Genomic DNA, 17,176 nt, shown 5'->3' on the forward strand with positions numbered 1-17,176 from the left:
AGTCTAACGGCTACTTCGTACCCGGACTTGAGCCTGTCAGCCCCCGATGGCAGGATGGCCCCATGAACGAAGGACAAGCATGCACATCGGCATTCTGACGGGCGGGGGCGATTGCCCCGGACTCAACGCGGTGATTCGCAGCGTCACGCTGGCACTGGCTGAAGCCGGTGGCGCGACGATGCGCGTTAGCGGCATCCGCCAAGGCTTTCTGGGCCTGTTGGAAGACCGCATCCAGCCCCTTGACGCTGCCAGCGTGCGCGGCGTGATCGCAGAGGGCGGCACGCTGCTGGGCAGCCACAACAAGGCCGATCCCTTTGCCTATTTCGCCGCTGGCGGCGGCGACTGCTCGCGCCAGGCGCTGGACTGCTTGCAGCGCCATGGCATCGACGTGCTGGTCGCGGTGGGCGGCGACGGCACGATGACCATCGCCGAGCGTTTCGTGCGTCTGGGCGTGCCGGTGGTTGGCGTGCCCAAGACCATAGACAACGACCTGATGCACAACGAGCGCAGCTTCGGCTTCGACAGCGCGGTGGCCGTTGTCGCCGATGCGCTGCAGCGCCTGCGCACCACCGCGCACAGCCATGGCCGGGTGATGGTGCTGGAGACCATGGGCCGGCACGCCGGCTGGATCGCGCTGGAAGGCGGCGTGGCCGGCGGGGCCGACGCGATCGTCCTGCCCGAGCTGCCCAGCAGCGTCGAAGCGCTGGCTGCGCTGTGCGCGCGCCGGCGCGCCGAGCAGGGCTATGCGCTGGTCTGCGTCGCAGAAGGCGCGCGCATCGCCGAGCTGCCCGAAGCCAAGGGCGGCCCCAGCATCGGCCAACGCCTGATGGACGCGCTGGCGCAGCGCCTGGAGCGGGATGCCGATCCGCGCTTCACGCTGTTGGGTCATTTGCAGCGTGGCGGTTCGCCGACCGCCTATGACCGCGCGCTGGCCACGCGTTTCGGCGTGCAGGCCGCGCGCCTGGTGCTGGACAAGCGCTTCGACCATATGGTCGCGTTGCAGTCGGCGCGCTGCGTCGCGGTCCCGCTGGCCGAGATCGCCGGGCGCAGCCGCTTGGTGCCGCAGGACGACGAACTGCTGCTCGCTGCGCGCAGCCTGGGCGTGCTGGCCTGAGCCCGGCATCCGGCTCATCGCGTTCAGGCGCAGATCATCGCGCTGCCGCTGCTGTTCGTCGCAGTCACCTTGGACCTGGGGTTTGCCCCGAGCACACTGCGTACATGCCAGGTGTTCGAAATACCTGCCGCATGTCCCAAGGAGGCTGAGATGACAACGAACAACATGATTCCCTGCTACGACCGCTACGCGACCGTCAAGCGAGCCGCATTGGCCCTGAGCGTGCTCGCCCTGATGGGCGCGGCCCTGCTGCTGCAGGCACCGCCAGCCGCGATGCTCAGCGAAGCGACGGTCGTGCACCAGCTGCCGACGGTGGTGATCGAAGGCAAGAGCGTCAGCACGCTGGCCCGCGAGCGCGCCCAGCTGCAGCTGGCGCAGACCGAGGCGGAGACCCGCGCCAACTGAAGCCGGCTCGCCCTGGCCGTCTGTCATCATGCAGGCTTGGCAACAGCAGGCCGCGGACGAGGCAGCGGCAGGGCAGAGATCCTCATGGCAGAGACGAACACGACTCCATCGTTGCCGGGTGACGGCAGGTACGCGCTGGTCACCGGTGCCGGTAGCGGCATCGGTCGGGCCTGCGCGCTGGCGCTGATCCGGGCGGGCTACCACGTCGCGCTGGTCGGGCGCCGGCGCGAGGCGCTGGAAGAGACCGCCGCCCGCGCCGTCGATCCCTCACGCGCGCTGGTGCTGCCGGCCGACGTGACGCAGGAGACGCAGGTCGATGCGTTGTTCGAATCCGTCCGTCAGCACTTCGGCCGCCTGGACCTGCTGTTCAACAACGCCGGCAGCGGCGCGCCAGCCGTCCCGATCGACGAGCTCAGCGTCGCGCAATGGCAGACGGTGGTGGACGTGAACCTCACCGCCAGCTTCCTCTGTGCACGCGCCGCCTTCAGGCTGATGAAGAGCCAGAGCCCGCGCGGCGGCCGCATCGTCAACAACGGCTCGATCTCGGCACATGCGCCGCGGCCGAACTCGACGCCTTACACCGCCACCAAGCATGCGATCAGCGGGCTGACCAAGTGCCTGTCGCTGGACGGCCGCGCCCACGACATCGCCTGCGGCCAGCTCGACATCGGCAATGCGCTGACCGAGATGACCGAGCGCTTCACCAAGGGCGTGCCGCAGGCCAATGGCGAGATCGCCATCGAGGCGACGATGGACGTCGAGCACGTGGCCTCGGCGCTGCTCTACATGGCCTCGCTGCCGCTGCAGGCCAATGTGCAGAACATGACCGTGATGGCGACCAAGATGCCCTTCGTCGGGCGCGGTTGATCGGATGCGCTTGAAATGGCGCCTTCTGCCATTATCTACATCGTGACTTTCAACCTGGCTGGAGCCTCCTGACGCAATGATCTCTGCGCTCGTTTCCTTCGTGCTGCGCGCCGTGCTGGCGGTGGCCACCGTGGTGCTGGTGCTCGCGCTGCTGGCCGTGGCGCTGGCGACCACGCTGGGCCTGCTGCTGTGGAGCCTGATCCGCGGCCGCCGCCCGCAGGTGGATTTCGCCGCACGTTTCGCACGGGCGCGACAGTTCCGCGCCGGCGGCGCCGGCTTCGGCCCGCGCGGCGGCCGGGCGATGGGCGAGGTTGTCGACGTCGAAGTGCGCGAGGTCCGCGAGGGACGCGAGCTTCAGCCCGGCACGCCGCGGCTGGAGTAAGCCAGCAGGGCCTAGTTACCAGCGCTTGGCTGCCAGCTCGGCGAGGATCTCGCCGTAGATGCGGTAGCGCGAGGCGCTGATCTTGCCTGCGTCGACCGCGTCGCGCACGCCGCAACCCGGCTCGTGCTGGTGCGTGCAGTTGTAGAAGCGGCACTCGCCGGCATGCGCGCGCAGGTCCGGCATCAAGAGTGGCAGCTGTGCCGGCTCGATCTGGCGCAGGCCGAATTCCTGGAAACCGGGCGAGTCGATCAGCGCGGTGCGCCGCTCGGCATCCACCCAGTACCACTGCGTGGTCGTCGTCGTGTGGCGGCCGGAGTTCAGCGCCTGCGAGATGTCGCCCACCTGCGCCTGTGCATCGGGCACCAGCAGATTGATCAGCGTGCTCTTGCCCGTGCCGCTGGGGCCGAGCACGAAGGTGCGCTTGCCCTCCAGCCAAGGCCAGAGAATGCCGCGCGAATACGCCGGGTCGGCCTTCAGCGCCACTTCCATTACCTCCACGCCCATCGCGCGATAGGGCGCCAGGCGCTCGCGCTGCTCGGCCGCACCGGGCAGGTCGGTTTTGTTCAGCGCGATGCGGGCGCGGATGCCGGCGCTCTCGGCGGCGATCAATGCGCGCGCCAGCTGCGATTCGCTGAACACCGGCTCCACCGCGACCAGCACCAGCAACTGGTCCAGATTGGCGGCGAAGCTCTTGGTCTTCCACTCGTCCTGGCGGAACAGCAGGTTGCGCCGTGGCTCCACCGCCTCGATCACGCCCTCGTCGGCGCTGACCTCGGCCCAGCGCACCTCGTCGCCGACCACGCAGTCGCTCTTCTTGCCGCGCGGATGGCAGACGCGCCGCCGGCCCTCGCTGTCTTCCACCACATAGTGCCGGCCATGGCCGCGCACCACCAGGCCCAGGTCCAGATTGGCATGCTTCGCCGTCATGCGGCGCTGGCCTCGGGCAGGGCGCTGACCTGGGCCGCGCAGATGAAGTCGTTGAGCGTCAGGCCGCCGGCCGAGTGCGTGCTGTAGCTCAGCGTGCAGGCGTCATAGCCGACCATCATCTCGGGGTGGTGATCCTGCGCATGCGCGATCTCTGCCACCGCGTTGACGAAGGCCATCACCTGGTAGAAGTTGTCGAAACCGAAACGGCGTGCAATCAGCTTGCGCTCCGGGTCGGGCTGCCAGCCGGGCACCTGGGCCAGCCAGTCGTCCAGTTGATCGGCAGGCAGGGGCTCGCGCTGCGGCATGCAACGGGCCAGAAGCAGGTTTTCCATTGCTGTGTGTCCTCAGTGGGCCGCGGCCAGCGCGGCCAGGCGCTCGCTGGCCGGCGGGTGCGAGTAGTAGAAGCGCGCGAACAGCGGGTCCGGCGTCAGCGTGCCAGCATTGTCCTCGTGCAGCTTCAGCAGTGCCGAGGCCAGCGCCTGGCCGTCGGCATGGCGGCGCGCATAGGCGTCGGCCTGGAACTCGTGGCGGCGCGACAGCCCGGCCGACAGCGGCGTCAGGAAATAGGCGAACACCGGCACCGCCATCAGGAAGAGCAGCAGCGCCAGCGCATCATTCGGCGCGCCCATGTTCGGTTGCACACCCAGGCCCAGGAAGAAGCCCGGCTGGCGGCTGGCCCAGCCCAGCAGCGCGAAGCCCAGCAGGCTCAGGCCGAACAGCGCGACCATGCGCTTGCTGACATGGCGCAGCTTGAAGTGGCCCAGCTCGTGGGCCAGCACCGCCTCGACCTCGGCGCCGTCCAGGCGCTTGAGCAGCGTATCGAAGAAGACCACGCGCTTGGCCGCGCCGATGCCGGTGAAGTAGGCATTGCCGTGCGAGGAGCGCCGGCTGCCGTCCATCACGAACAGGCCCTTGGCCGCGAAGCCGCAGCGCGCCATCAGCGCCTCGACGCGCGACTTCAGCGTCGCGTCGGCCAGCGGCTCGAACTTGTTGAACAGCGGCGCGATCACGGTCGGGTAGAGCACCATGATCAGCAGGTTGAAGCCCATCCAGGCGCCCCAGGCCCACAGCCACCACAGGCTGCCGGCCGTGCCCATCAGCCAGAGGATCAGCGCGACGATGGGCAGGCCGATCAGCGCGCCGACCAGCAGGCCCTTGAGCGCATCGACGATGTAGAGCCGCCAGGTCATGCGGTTGAATCCGAAGCGCTGCTCCAGCACGAAGGTGCTGTAAAGCTCGAAGGGCAGGTCCAGCAGGCCGCCGATCAGCGTGAACGCGACGACCAGACTCAGCTGGTAGGCCATGCCGCCCCAGGCGGGATAGACGGTGGCAAGCAGCCAGCCGTTCAGCGCATCCAGCCCGCCCAGCAGCGTCCAGGCCACCAGCACCAGCGCGCCGAAGGCGGTACTGAACAGCGAGAGCCGGCTGCGCGCCGCGGTGTAGTCGGCGGCCTTCTGGTGTGCCTCCAGCGGGACGGTGGCGGCAAAGGGGGCCGGCACCGCACCGCGATGGCGCATCACATGGCGTACCTGGCGGGTGGACAACCAGAACTTGCAGGCCAAGGTGGCCAGCAGCGCGATCGCAAAAGCCAGGCTCAGGGCCGGCGCGGACAGCGTGGGAAGCAGCGAAAACAGGTCAGGCATGGGGGCGAAGTGTAGGGCTGCGAGAATGTCGCTTGGCCGGCGCCATTGCCACGACAATGACGCCGGAAGTGACAAGGACAAGTAAGCCATGAGCGACAACCCCAACCTGCCCCTGAACGACCAGAACCTGATCTGGATCGACCTTGAGATGACCGGCCTGTTCCCCAACAAGGACCGCATCATCGAAGTCGCCGTGGTCGTCACCGATGCGCAGCTGACCCAGCGCGTCGAAGGGCCGGTGTTTGCCATCCACCAGAGCGATGCCACGCTGGACGCGATGGACGCCTGGAACAAGGGCACCCACGGCAAGAGCGGTCTGATCGACCGCGTCAAGGCCTCGACCATCGATGAGGCCCAGGCAGCCGAGCAGGTGATCGATTTCCTGAAGCGCTATGTGCCGGCCGGCAAATCGCCGATGTGCGGCAACAGCATCTGCCAGGACCGCCGCTTCCTCGCCAACTACATGCCCACGCTGGAAGACTTCTTCCATTACCGCAATCTGGACGTCTCCACGCTGAAGGAGCTGGCGCGCCGCTGGAAGCCCGAGATCATTGACGGCTTTAAGAAGGCGCAGAAGCACACCGCGATGGCTGATATCCATGAGTCCATCGACGAGCTGCTCTATTACCGCGAGCACTTTCTGAAAGCTTGAGCGGTCCGCGAGCAGCGCCGGAGCATCACCTCCCCCGATTCCGATGAGCGAGCCGTACCGCCCGCAGCAGCTGTGGGCGGCCTTTGACTTTCCGCGCCATCCGCTGGCCCGCGACGACGGCGAGCGCCTGCGTGGCGCCTTCTATGCGCCGCCGGCGCGCTGGCTGCGCGCGTCCGCGCCCGCTGAAGTGGCCCATGTGATCGCCGCCGCCGAGGTCGCGGCGCGTGCCGGCGCCTGGGTGCTCGGCGGGCTGCGCTACGAGGCGGCGCAGGCCTTCGAGCCGCGCATGGGCGGGCACGCGCTGTCGCCCGGCGAGGCGCTGGCCGAGTTCGCCGTCTACGAGCAGGCGCCTGAACCCTGGCCCGAGGGCGGACCCTGGCATACCGGCGCGCTCGACTGGCACGACACGCAGCCCGACGCCGACGAGGCCGCACAGATCGAGCGCGTGCGCGAGTGGATACGTGCCGGCGATGTCTACCAGGTCAACCTCACCACACGAGTCGCAGCAGCTCGCTCGGCCGATCGCGATCTTGCCGAGCTCTTCCTCGCGCTGCATGCCGCGCAGCCCGGCGGTTTCTCGCTGTTCCTGCGTCGCCCCGAGGGCCAGGGCGGCGTGGCCAGCGTCTCGCCCGAGCTGTTCTTCGACTGGGGTGCGCTGCCCGAGGCGCAGCGCAGCTGGCTGCTGGCCGCACAGCCGATGAAGGGCACCGCGCCGCGTGGCGACGACACGGCGTCCGACGAGGCCGCGCAGGCACATCTGCGCACCAGCATCAAGGAGCGCGCCGAAAACCTGATGATCGTGGACCTGCTGCGCAACGACATGGGCCGCATCGCCACACTGGGCTCGGTGCGCGTGCCGCGGCTCTTCGAGCTGCATGCCTTGCCCACGGTCTGGCAGATGACCTCCACCGTCAGCGCGGTCACGCGGCCGGGCCTGGGCCTGGCCGATGTCTTCGCGGCGCTGTTCCCCTGCGGCTCGGTGACCGGCGCGCCGAAGATCCGCGCGATGCAATTGATTACTGAGCTGGAGACCACGCCGCGCGGCTGGTACTGCGGCGCCTTGGGCCTGCTGCAGCCGGGCGGCGCGGCGACCTTCAACGTGCCAATCCGCACGGTGGAGCAGGGCTCCGATGGCAAGCTCACCTGCGGCATCGGCAGCGCGATCACGCTGGATTCCGACCCCGCGGCCGAGATCGCCGAATGGCGCGCGAAGACGCGCTTCCTGCAGCGCGCGCAGGCGCCGATCGAGGCGCTCGAAACCATGCGGCTGGAGCAGGGCGTGTTCGTGCGCGAAGCCGGCCATCGCACGCGCATGCAGGCCACCGCCCGGCACTTCGGCCTGCGCTGGTCGCCCGCAAGCTGGCGCGACACGCTGGCCGCCGTTGCCCAGGCCAATCCGCAGGGGCTGTGGCGCGTGCGGCTGACGCTGTCGGTGACGGGCGAGCTGCAGTCACGCGTCGAGCCGCTGAGTGAGACCCAGGAGCCAGTACTTCTGGCGCTGGCCGAGATGCCGATCGACAGCCACGGTCCGGCGGCGGAGTTCATCCGTCACAAGACCACGCGGCGCGAGCTCTACGAGGCCTTCGCGGCAACCAAGCCGGACCAGGCCTTCGACGTGCTGCTGTGGAACTCAGCCGGCGAACTGACCGAATGCAGCTTCGGCAATATCGCCCTGCTCATCGACGGCCGCTGGCTCACGCCGCGGCTGGACGCCGGCCTGCTGCCCGGCGTGATGCGCCAGCAACTGCTGGCCGAGGGGCGCATCGCCGAAGCCCGACTCACCCACCAGGACCTGGCTCGCGCCGAGGGCCTGGCTTTCTTCAACAGTCTGCGCGGCTGGCTGGCTGCCCGCCTCCTCAGCGACGAGCGCGCAGATGAAAAAAACCATCCCGGCAAGGACAGCGCCGCATAGACAGACCTACGTCGCCACGACAGCGGTCCGCATCGCTCCGATCCAAGTTCTTGCCTTCCCGACACCGACCGAACTCTCCGAGTCCCAACTCACCCTCCATGGCCACTTCTTCCCCCAAGCGCCGCGGCACGTCCGCGGCGCGCAAGACCTCTACGGTCGCTGCTGCTGCCGGCACCACAACCGAGCCGAGCAGCCCGCTGAGCGCCGATGCCACCGACGTGCCGAGCAGCGGCGCAGGCGACAGCCCCGAACCGCCCCTGGCGAGCGAAGCCGCCGCCAAGAAGCCGCGCCAGCGCGCAGCGGCCCGCAAGACCGCACAGAAGAGCGACGCGGCCGCAGCCGCGGCGACCGAAGTCCTCGCTGGCCCGGTGGAAGAGGCGACTGCCAAGGCCCCGGCGCGCAAGCCCCGTCGCAAAGCCGACGAGGCCGCCGCCCCGATGGCGGGCGCGGACAAGCTGGCGAGCGCTGCCGCACCCAAGCGAAAGCGAGCCAGCAAGGCCGCTGCGGTCGAAGCGCCGATGCCACTCGACGCAGGCGAAGCGTTAGCTGCCGCTGTGCCTGGCGATGCAGTCGCCGCCGAGCAGCCCGCGCTCGAGAAGAGCGGCAAGCCGGCCCGTCCGCGCCGCGGCCGCGCGGCCAAGGCCGAGCAGCCGGCGACCGAGGCAGCGCCGCCGGTCCCCGCCGAGCCGCCGCGTTATCGGCTGGGCAGCAGCGAGGCGCTGGAGCAGGGCGTGTTCGGCGACCATGAGCTGATCGACCTGCTCGACGGCTCGCGTCAGCAGCTGCGCCTGCTGGCATCCGATGCCTGGCGCTGTGACTGCGCGGCTTTTGCCGAGACGGGTGAATGCGTCCATGGCCCGGCCTTGCTGGCGCTGCTGGCCGCCGATGCGGCCGGTGCCGAGGCGCTGCAGGCCGGCTGGGCCGCGCGCGAAGGCGAGGTCTGGCTGCATCCGGGGCCGCGCCGTCGCCTGCAATGGGTTGCCGGCCAGGGCTTGCCGGCCGCGCTGCGCGAACTGGCGGCGGAAGGCCTGGACGAGGCGCAGCGTATCGATGCCGAGCATGCGCACGCCTGGCTGCAGACACTGCTGAACGCTGCCCGAGCCCATGGCGTGGCGCTGCGCGTCGCGCCCGAGGTCTGGCCGCAGCTGGCCTGGGCGCAGGATGCCCGCTCGCGCGTGCAGCGCCTGGAGCGCTGGCTGGCCGATCCGCAGGCGGCGCAGGCCCTGCTGCGCGAGCCTGTGGCCGAACATCAGTGGCAGGCCGCGCTGTTCGCGCTGGCCGCCGGCCGTGCGATGCTGGCCGACGATCTGGGCCTGGGTCAGCGCGAGGCCGCGCTGATCGCCGCGCAGCTGTCGCGTCAGCTCTTCGGCCTGGGCTCGATCGCCATCGTCGTCGCCGATGCCGCGCGACAGGCCGGCTGGCAGCGCGACATCGCGCGCCTGCTCGGCGACTGGCCCGAAGGCCTGCTGCTGGCCGAGACGCTGCCAGTTGGCCGCAACGCGCCGGAGCTGCTGATCGTCGATGGCGTCGACGCGCTGGGCGACGAAGCACTGGCGGCGCTGCAGGCCGTGCCGGCGACGCAGCTGCTGCTGATCGCCGATCGCGAGCCGCTGGGCGATGCGAGATTGCCGGCCTGGGTGAGCTGGCTGGACGGCGCCCGCCGCGGCCCGCTGGCCGCGCTGCTGGGGCTGCCGGCCGATGCCGGCAAGCGCGCGCAGCGCGAGGCGCTGGAGACGGTGCTGCTGTCGCGCCGCAAGCGCGAACTGCTCGACAGCCTGCCGCCTATGCTGCTGCAGACGCGCTGGCTCGATACCGGCGCGGCCAGCGTCAATCCCGGGCAGAGGGCCGCCGTGCAGACGCTGCGCGACGCGATGCAGCGCTGGCAGGCGCACGGCTTCCTGAGCAGCGCCGAACGGCAGCAGCTGATGCAGGCGCTGCAGCAGCTGCCGCCCGCCGGTCGGCATGTGCTCAAGGCCAAGGCCGAGGCGCTGCAGACGCTGTGCAGCGAGTGGCTCGCGCCGGGCGGCGCCGCGTCGCGGCTGCTCGTCTGCGCGCAATCCGAGACCCTGCTCGACGGTCTGGAGCAGGCACTGCGCCTGCGCAAGCTGCCGGTGCAGCGCCTGCGCGCCGGCATGGACGCGGCAGAGCGCGCCGCCCTGCTGATGAGCTGGCGCAGCGAGGCCCAAGCGCTGCTGCTGGCCAGCGATGCAGCGCTCGACGACCTGGACGACGAGCTCGACGAGCCGCGCCTCGGCCTGGTCCACGCCGATCTGCCCTGGGATGAGCGGCAGCTGCAGACACGCCTGTCGCTGGCGGCGGGCAGCGCGGCGCGCGGCGTACCGGCAGCGCTGCTGCTGGTCGAAGGCACGACGGACCGCGCGCTGCTGGCCGTCCAGCAGCAGACCGGCGCCACCATGCCCGCCTGGCTGGCCGCCCCGCCGGCCTGGCTGGCCGACGAGGAACTGGAGGCTTTGATGGCCGCGCTGGCCGCCTTGCTGGCGGCGCTGGCCGCCTGAACGGCCACGCCGCGTCTCAGCGGCTGAAGCGCGCGCGCAGCGCTTTCAGCAGCGCCGCGGTCTCCTCGTCCGGCCGCGCCGGCAGCTTGCGATAGACCGCGCCGTCGGGCGTGCGCGCCAGCAGCTTCATGTTCACCAGCTCGCGCCGCAGCGTGCAGTGGTCGCCGAAGCTGTGCCAAGCCTTGAGCACCGTGTTGACCTCGGGTTCGCTGTAGGGCCGCTTGGCATCGAAGTGCAGCCACATGCCCCACAGCGCCAGGCGCTGCACGCTGTACTTGGTCGGCCAGCGCATCAGCCGGCCTTGTTCGTCGTACTGGCGCAGCGCGCGGTCGGCGGTCTCGCTGAGCGCCGGATGGCGCGGCCCGCGTGCCGGGGCCGCAGGCGCTGGCGCCAGCGCTGCGGGCATGACGGCACCGGCTGCCTTCAGCGCCTGCAGATTGCGATGCCCGGCGGCACGCGCCAGCATGTTCATCAGGCTGAGGTGGCTGGGCGGTGCCTGCTCGGGCTGAGCGTCGGCGAGCTGCTTGCGCAGCGACTTGGCGAAGGTCGAGAGATCCTGCACCGGGCAGGCAATGAGTTCACGAGGCATGGACGTCAAGCTCCAAGTCCATGGGCCGGACCTGCCGTCACAGCAGGGGCTGGGCTTGCCGTCTTGCAGCCAGCGGCTCATGGGCCACGTGACCAATCAATCGAACCGCTGCTCGCCTGCAGGCGAGAGGGAAGGGCAGGTTTAGCTCGCGAGCTTCAGCTTCGCGCGGCAAGGCCTGGGTGAACTGCCGACCGGCGCGCAGTATAGCGAGCGGCCCGACCGCGCACGCCATCGACGCGACGCTCGGTGAAAACCCTGAACTCTGCTATAGTCGCGGCTTGCCTCGGATTTCCGGGGCATTTCGTTCGTCTCCTCTGACCTCTTTCGGGCCAGCCTGCGGTGGAAGTTCCACCCGCCACGGTTGAAGCGCCGATTGCCTTCGGGTTCGGTCGGCGGCGATGTATGCCGTCGCTTTGACTGTTCCCCGGCGCCGCACGAGGCTCTGCGCAGATCATCCTGCCGCAACCCCGCTGTACGACGCGAGCTTTCTCCCAGCGACATGACCCTGTGCCAGGCTTTCGAGGCCCGGCTGGTCGCGCTTTTGCTGCTCTGCTTCTGGCGGGGCCGGCGCGGCTTTGTATTTGAAAGAGAACGAGAGAATGAGTTTCGAGACTCTGGGCCTGCACGAGGCCCTGCTGCGCGCGATCGCCGAATCCGGTTACGAGAACGCCACCGAAGTCCAGACCCAGGCCATCCCGCCGGCACTGGAAGGCAAGGACCTGATGGTCAGCTCACGCACCGGCTCGGGCAAGACGGCGTCCTTCATGCTGCCCGCGCTGCAGAAGGTCATCGCCGCGCGCGGCGACAACACCAAGCGTCGCGAGAAGGGCAAGATCTACGGCCCGCGCGTGCTGGTGCTGGCGCCGACCCGCGAACTGGCCATGCAGGTGGCCAAAGCCGCGCAGACCTACGGCAAGCATGTGCAGGGGCTGAAGGTCGCCACCGTACTGGGCGGCATGCCTTATGCGCTGCAGATCCGCCAGCTCAGCGGTCCGCTGGACATCCTGATTGCCACCCCCGGACGTCTGCTCGACCATCTGGCGAGCGGCAAGTGCGTGCTGAACAACGTCGAGATGCTGGTGCTCGACGAGGCCGACCGCATGCTGGACATGGGCTTCATCGACGACATCAACACCGTCGCCGCGGCCACGCCGGCCGAGCGCCAGACGGTGATGTACAGCGCCACCTTCGCCGGCCATGTCGGCCGCCTGGCGCAAGACCTGCTGCGCGACCCGCAGCGCGTCGACGTCGCCTCGCACACCGACACGCACGAGAACATCACCCAGCGCCTGCATTGGGCCGACAACCAGGCGCACAAGCACGAGCTGCTCGACGCGATCCTGGCCGAGCGCGAGCTCGACCAGGCGGTGGTCTTCACCTCCACGCAGCGCGATGCCGACTGGCTGGCCGAGCGCCTGGCCGAGTTCGGCCACGCGGTGGCGCCGCTGCACGGCGGCATGCCGCAGGGCAAGCGCAACCGCGTGCTGATGGCGATGCGTCGCCGTGATCTGCGCGTGCTGGTGGCCACCGACGTCGCCGCCCGCGGCATCGACGTGCCGACCATCACCCACGTGATCAACTACGGCCTGCCGATGAAGGCCGAGGACTATGTGCACCGCATCGGCCGTACCGGCCGCGCCGGTCGCGAAGGTCTGGCGGTGACGCTGGCGATGCGCGACGACATCCCGATGATCCGCCGCATCCAGCAGTTCACCACGCAGCAGATCCCGGCCGCGCACTATCCCGGCCTCGAGCCCAAGACGCAGGAGCCGCGCATCTTCCCGCCGCGCCAGGGTGGCGATCGCGGCAGCTTCCACGGCGAGCGCTCCTTCGGCAACAAGCGCTTCCAGCGCGACGATCGCCGCGAAGGCTTCGGCCGCGGCGCGCCTCATGGCGGCAACAAGGGCTTCGGGCCGCGCCAGGGCGGCGGTTTCGACGACCGTCGTCCCTTCGAACGCGCGCCGCACCCCGAGCAGCGCGAAGGCCAGTTCGCCGAACAGCGTCACGGCTTCGAGCGTCGCCACGAAGGCCGTCCTGAGTCTCGCCACTTCGGCGACACCCGGCCCGAGCGGGGCTTCGGCGCTCCGCGCCGCGAGCATCATCACTCGCAGCAAGGCGACTTCCGCCGCGAGGACTTCGCGCCGCGTCGCGACGAGCAGGGCAGCCGCTTCGGTGGCGACAACCGCCACCACGCCGGCGGCAAGCCCGGTTTCGGCGGCAAGCCGGCCTTCGCACATGGCAAGCCGGGCGGCTTCGGTGCCAAGAGCGGCAAGCCGGGCGGCTTCCACGGTCACCGTGAAGGCGGCGGCCGCGACGGCGGCGGCGAGCGTCGCCATGGCGGCGGCTTTGCCGGCGACAAGCCGCGCCGCGGTGGCTTCGGCCGCTGAGTAGCGGTCCGCAGACTGGTCAGTGCCCGCCTCGGCGGGCACTTTCGTTTGGGTTTGTGGCACAGTGCCGCCCGACCATGAGCAGCAGTATGAAAAGCACCGGCAAGCTGGTGCAGTGGGACGACACCAAGGGCTATGGCTTCATCGCGCCGGACGAGGGCGGCGCGAAGCTCTTCGTGCACATCAAGGCCTTCGCGCCGCGGCCTGCGCGCCCTGTGGTCGGCGAGCGGCTGAGCTTCGTCGTCGGCAGCGATGCGCATGGCAAGCGCCGTGCGCTGCAGGTGCAAGGTCTGGCACCCAAGGCAGCCGCTCCTGCCCGCCGCAGCGGTGCCGACCACGGAAGCCAGCTCTGGCTGATCCCCGCATTCGCATCGCTGGTCCTGGCCAGCCATCTGCTCTGGGGCCTGCCGCATGCGCTCTGGGGCGCCTATCTGGCCATGAGTCTGGCGAGCTTCATCGTCTACTTCGGCGACAAGCGCGCCGCCGTCAAGGGCGACGCCTGGCGAGTGCCCGAGCGCAACCTGCATCTGCTCGCGCTGGCCTGCGGCTGGCCGGGCGCGCTGCTGGCGCAGCAGATGCTCAAGCACAAGCGCAGCAAACGCGAGTTCCAGCGCTTGTTCTGGCTCACGGTGCTGCTCAACGTGGCGGGCTTTGTGCTCGTCTTCACGCCGCTGGGCCGCTGGCTCTGGCAAGGCTTGCCCGCTCCGGGCTGAAGCAGGCTTTCAACGATGCGTCGCCGGCCTGCACGGGCCCGGCCAACTGCACTTTCGCATCTTCCCCGTTCCACCCTCCCGTTCTTCGCATTCGTTCTTCGATGTCCGAGATTTCGCTGCGGCCGCTGACGCTGGCCGATGTTCCTGCCGTGCTTGATCTGCAAGCGCAGTGCTATGCGTCCGAGTTCCTGGAAAGCGCAGAGTCCTTTGCCGCCAAGATCGCTGCGACCGAGGCGCAGCAGACCAGCTGGGTGGCGCAGGACGCTGCCTCGCAGCAGCCCCTGGCCTACCTGGTCGCGCTGCCTGCCTGTGCGGCGACGCTGCCGACGCTGAACGCAGCGCAGTTGCAGGTCTCGGCGCAGCCCGAACTGCTCTACCTGCATGACCTGGCCGTCGCGCCGCGGGGGCGTGCGCTGGGATTGGGACGGCGGCTCGTCGAGATGGTGGAGAAGCGCGCGGCTGCGCTGGGCCTGCGCCGCCTCGGCCTGGTCGCGGTGCAGGGTTCGCAGCCGTACTGGCAGGGCCGTGGCTTCGAAGCCCTGGAGCGGTTGCCCGCCCAGTTGGCGGCAAAGCTGGCGAGCTTCGGCCCGGAGGCGCGCTTCATGCAGCGCGCCTTGGGCTGAGCCTCGCCTGCGCCGGCTCAGGCCAGCGCCGGGCCGAACCTGAAGCTCGAAGCGACCACGCCGCCGCGAAAACCCTGCTCGTGATAGACGCAGTGGGCTTCTTCCTGTTCGGCCGCACCGACGGCGACCATCAAGGGGATCAGATGGTCCTCGGCAGGGTGGGCCAGGCGCGCTGCCGGCGCCTGCTCCCACTGCAGCAGCGCAGCGCTGCGTTGAGCGGGCGGAAGCTCCAGCAGCGTGTGCTGAAGCCAGGCGTCGAAAGCGCTCGATGGCTGCTGCGCCTGTGGCCCGAACAAGCGCAGGTTGTGGAAGCTGAAGCCCGAGCCGATGACCAGCACGCCCTCGTCGCGCAGCGGCGCTAGCGCACGCCCCAGCGCCAGATGGGCGGCCGGGTCGTAGCTGGCGTGCATGGCAACCTGCACCAGCGGCACGTCGGCATCGGGGTAGATCGGATACATCGTGCTGAAGGCGCCGTGGTCGAAGCCGCGCGTTTCGTCCAGCGCTGTCGGCAGCCCGGCCGAGGAGATCAGCGCGGCGACTTGATCGGCAAGCTCCGGGTCGCCCGGCGCCGGGTACTTGATCGTGTAGGTGTGGGGCGGGAAGCCGTAGTAGTCGTACACCATGCCCGGCTGCGCGGCAGCCATGACGCGGAAGGCCTCGGCCTCCCAGTGCCCGGAGACCATCAGCACCGCACGCGGCTTGATGCCGCCCAGCTCCTGCGGGATGCGCTTGAGCGAGGCCTCGAGCTGGTCGAAGGCGGCGCGAAAGGGGCCGTCCATGTACGGCCAGGGACCGCCCCCGTGAGAGAGGAAGTAGCTGGGCAGGCGACGTCGGGGCAGGGTCATGGCGGGCAGCGGCTGGAGTCAAGCACAGGCCCCAAGCATGGGGCAGGCGCCAGGGCTGACCTCAGCAATGCTTTGAGCACGGCGTTCGAAAAATTGCAGCGTCGCGTTCAGGCCAACTCGGCATCGTTGCCAGCGGCGGGCGCGATGAGCGGCAGCGTGATGGTGAAACGGGCGCCACCACCCGCTGCCTGGGCAACGTCGATGCGACCGCCCAGCACATCGGTGACCAGGTTGTGCACGATGTGCAGCCCCAGGCCAGAGCCGCCCTGACCCATACGGGTGGTGAAGAAGGGATCGAAGACGCGGCCGAGGTGCTCGGCAGGGATGCCCTGGCCGTTGTCACTCACCTCGATCTGCGCCTCGCCGGCTGCACCGGAACGCCCCTTCAGCTCGATGCGCCCGGCTTGCCCCGGCTGGAAGGCATGGACCAGCGCGTTATCGATCAGATTGGCCAGCACCTGGCCCAGCGGCCCCGGATAGCTGTCCAGCTGCAAGCCCTCATCGACTTCGGTCAGCAGCTCGTGCCCGCTGCCACGAAAGGCCGGACTCAGGGTCAGCGCCGTCTCGTCGACCACCTCCTTGAGCCTGAAGCGCCGTCGTTGCGAGCTTGTCCGGTCCACAGCCACCTGCTTGAAGCTGCGCACCAGTCCGGCTGCACGTTCAAGATTGCGCAGGATCACTTCGTTCGCATGCTTGGCATCGCTGACATAGCTGTCCAGATCGCTGCGGCGCAAGCCGGCGGCCATGCGTTCTTCCAGCTCGCGCAGCCTGTCGTCCAGGGTGGAAGCCACCATCAGGCCATTGCCCAGCGGCGTGTTCAGCTCGTGGGCGACGCCGGCGACCAGCGCGCCCAGCGCGGCCAGCTTCTCCGAGCGCACCAGGTCTTGCTGCGCCCGCTGCAGCTGGTCCAGCGCGGTGGCCAGTTCGGCATTGGCCTGCTCCAGCTTCTGCGTGCGCAGCTGCACCCGCGTCTCCAGTGTCTGGTTCAGCTCGCGCAGCTCGATGTCGGCGGCCCGCTGCGCGGTGACGTCCTTGACCGCCAGCATCATGTAGGTCTCGCCCTCCGCCTCGAACAGGCTGGCCGAGACCTTGTTGTAGTAGAGATGGCCGTTCTTGTGCTTGAAGGTCACATCGAAGTCGCGCACGGTGCCGCCGCTCTTGATGGTGCCGATCAGCGCGGCCCTCTGCTCCGGTTCGATCCAGACACCCAGCTCTGCCGAGGTATGACCTATGCCTTCCTCACGCGTGAAGCCGGTGAGCTCTTCCCAGTTGTGGTTGACGTCGACGAAGCGTCCGTCGGAGATGCGTGTGATCGTCAGCGTGTCCGGCACCAGGTTGAAGACCTTGGCATAGATCGCATTGCGGCGGCGCTCTTCCTCGCTGGTGACGGGATGAAAGACGTTCTCGATGCGCGGCGCGCTGGCTGGCTCGGTCGAAGGCTCGGGCACAGCAAGGCTGGCTTGCGGCGCCGCACCGGCTGCGCCGCGCCGTCCACGGCCCAGCGCATAGCCGACAGCAACGCCGACCAAGCTCAGCAACAACAGCATCCAAGCAGAAGTCATGCTCAGTTCTCCCAACGACTCGTCGGCAGCGGTCCCTGC

At 69.4% G+C, this 17,176-nt stretch carries 16 protein-coding genes; 10 read left to right on the plus strand and 6 right to left on the minus strand.

Going from position 1 to position 17,176, the window contains the following annotated elements; translation table 11 throughout:
- Nucleotides 1-79 precede the first annotated feature (79 nt).
- The 4 genes from AC2EBS_RS04605 (at nt 80) to AC2EBS_RS04620 (ending at nt 2,768) form a co-directional block, all read left to right on the plus strand.
- Entirely contained in the window at nt 80-1,114 is a 1,035-nt protein-coding gene (locus AC2EBS_RS04605; protein ID WP_484727187.1) for a 6-phosphofructokinase, read from the plus strand.
- Nucleotides 1,115-1,264: 150 nt separating this feature from the next.
- On the plus strand, nt 1,265-1,519 hold the full coding sequence (locus AC2EBS_RS04610) for a hypothetical protein (RefSeq protein WP_484727188.1): 255 nt from the start codon (nt 1,265-1,267) through the stop codon (nt 1,517-1,519).
- 84 nt (nt 1,520-1,603) lie between these two features.
- Entirely contained in the window at nt 1,604-2,386 is a 783-nt protein-coding gene (locus tag AC2EBS_RS04615) for an SDR family oxidoreductase (RefSeq protein ID WP_484727189.1), read from the plus strand.
- A gap of 76 nt (nt 2,387-2,462) precedes the next feature.
- The gene (locus AC2EBS_RS04620) at nt 2,463-2,768 is read left to right on the plus strand and encodes a hypothetical protein (RefSeq protein ID WP_484727190.1); all 306 of its coding nucleotides are present in this window, start codon (nt 2,463-2,465) and stop codon (nt 2,766-2,768) included.
- Nucleotides 2,769-2,783: 15 nt separating this feature from the next.
- On the opposite strand, the gene rsgA is transcribed toward AC2EBS_RS04620, so the two are convergent.
- From rsgA to AC2EBS_RS04635, 3 genes are read right to left on the minus strand one after another with little or no spacing between them, the layout of a single operon-like run.
- On the minus strand, nt 2,784-3,737 hold the full coding sequence (rsgA, locus tag AC2EBS_RS04625) for a ribosome small subunit-dependent GTPase A (RefSeq protein ID WP_484727564.1): 954 nt from the start codon (nt 3,735-3,737) through the stop codon (nt 2,784-2,786).
- On the minus strand, nt 3,692-4,027 hold the full coding sequence (locus AC2EBS_RS04630) for a 4a-hydroxytetrahydrobiopterin dehydratase (protein WP_484727191.1): 336 nt from the start codon (nt 4,025-4,027) through the stop codon (nt 3,692-3,694). Before AC2EBS_RS04630 ends, rsgA begins: the two co-directional genes overlap by 46 nt.
- Nucleotides 4,028-4,039: 12 nt before the next feature.
- On the minus strand, nt 4,040-5,338 hold the full coding sequence (locus AC2EBS_RS04635; protein WP_484727192.1) for a M48 family metallopeptidase: 1,299 nt from the start codon (nt 5,336-5,338) through the stop codon (nt 4,040-4,042).
- A gap of 88 nt (nt 5,339-5,426) precedes the next feature.
- Between AC2EBS_RS04635 and orn the strand changes: the two genes are divergently transcribed.
- The 3 genes from orn (at nt 5,427) to AC2EBS_RS04650 (ending at nt 10,418) form a co-directional block, all read left to right on the plus strand.
- Nucleotides 5,427-5,990 carry an oligoribonuclease gene (gene orn / locus AC2EBS_RS04640; protein WP_484727193.1) on the plus strand — a complete coding sequence of 188 codons (564 nt, stop codon included), beginning with the start codon at nt 5,427-5,429 and terminating at the stop codon, nt 5,988-5,990.
- A gap of 43 nt (nt 5,991-6,033) precedes the next feature.
- Nucleotides 6,034-7,902: a chorismate-binding protein gene (locus AC2EBS_RS04645; protein WP_484727194.1), complete on the plus strand. Its 1,869-nt coding sequence runs from the start codon at nt 6,034-6,036 to the stop codon at nt 7,900-7,902.
- A 98-nt stretch (nt 7,903-8,000) separates the two neighbouring features.
- Nucleotides 8,001-10,418 carry a DEAD/DEAH box helicase gene (locus AC2EBS_RS04650; RefSeq protein ID WP_484727195.1) on the plus strand — a complete coding sequence of 806 codons (2,418 nt, stop codon included), beginning with the start codon at nt 8,001-8,003 and terminating at the stop codon, nt 10,416-10,418.
- A gap of 16 nt (nt 10,419-10,434) precedes the next feature.
- Here the strand turns inward: AC2EBS_RS04650 and AC2EBS_RS04655 are convergent, their stop codons facing one another.
- Nucleotides 10,435-11,007, minus strand: a complete 573-nt coding sequence (locus AC2EBS_RS04655) for a DUF2087 domain-containing protein (RefSeq protein WP_484727196.1) — start codon at nt 11,005-11,007, stop codon at nt 10,435-10,437.
- A 599-nt stretch (nt 11,008-11,606) separates the two neighbouring features.
- Here AC2EBS_RS04655 and AC2EBS_RS04660 point away from each other — a divergent pair.
- The 3 genes from AC2EBS_RS04660 to AC2EBS_RS04670 all read left to right on the plus strand — a co-directional run bounded on the left by AC2EBS_RS04660 (nt 11,607) and on the right by AC2EBS_RS04670 (nt 14,730).
- On the plus strand, nt 11,607-13,394 hold the full coding sequence (locus AC2EBS_RS04660; RefSeq protein ID WP_484727197.1) for a DEAD/DEAH box helicase: 1,788 nt from the start codon (nt 11,607-11,609) through the stop codon (nt 13,392-13,394).
- An 89-nt stretch (nt 13,395-13,483) separates the two neighbouring features.
- A complete protein-coding gene (locus AC2EBS_RS04665; RefSeq protein WP_484727198.1) occupies nt 13,484-14,107 on the plus strand; it encodes a DUF1294 domain-containing protein in 624 nt (207 codons plus the stop codon).
- Between the two features lie 101 nt (nt 14,108-14,208).
- A complete protein-coding gene (locus AC2EBS_RS04670; RefSeq protein WP_484727199.1) occupies nt 14,209-14,730 on the plus strand; it encodes a GNAT family N-acetyltransferase in 522 nt (173 codons plus the stop codon).
- A gap of 17 nt (nt 14,731-14,747) precedes the next feature.
- On the opposite strand, the gene AC2EBS_RS04675 is transcribed toward AC2EBS_RS04670, so the two are convergent.
- Nucleotides 14,748-15,575 (minus strand): DODA-type extradiol aromatic ring-opening family dioxygenase, encoded by an 828-nt coding sequence (locus AC2EBS_RS04675; protein ID WP_484727200.1) that lies wholly within the window; start codon nt 15,573-15,575, stop codon nt 14,748-14,750.
- Between the two features lie 107 nt (nt 15,576-15,682).
- Nucleotides 15,683-17,137, minus strand: coding sequence for a PAS domain-containing sensor histidine kinase (locus AC2EBS_RS04680; RefSeq protein WP_484727201.1), 1,455 nt, complete (start codon nt 17,135-17,137; stop codon nt 15,683-15,685).
- Nucleotides 17,138-17,176: the final 39 nt, after the last annotated feature.

This window comes from Roseateles sp. T103, assembly GCF_057219915.1.